Below are 275 nucleotides of genomic sequence, written 5' to 3' on the forward strand. Positions count from 1 at the left end.
CGTCACCGAGGTCGTCGCCCGGCTGCGCGGCGCGGGCGGTGACAGTGACGGCGACGGCGGCACGGGCCGTACGGGAGCCGTCGCCGGTACGCCCGTACGGCTGGGCGTCCTGCGCGGCGGGCACGGCTGGGACCTGACGCTGCGCCGGGCGCGGCTCGCCACCGAGAACGTCACCGTGGACCGGCTCCACGACGGCCCCACCGGCCCCCCGCGCAGCCAGGGCGTCGCCGGCCCGGGGGGCCCCGGCGAGCAGCTCCCCCGGGCCCGGGGCGAGG

The 275-nt window shown here is 81.8% G+C and carries 1 pseudogene; it reads left to right on the plus strand.

Annotated elements, in window-relative coordinates:
• Positions 1–275, plus strand: a pseudogene (locus ACFU99_RS39355) (hypothetical protein); the annotation flags it as partial.

Origin of the sequence: Streptomyces sp. NPDC057654 (assembly GCF_042800135.1) — a bacterium.
Lineage (GTDB): Bacteria > Actinomycetota > Actinomycetes > Streptomycetales > Streptomycetaceae > Streptomyces.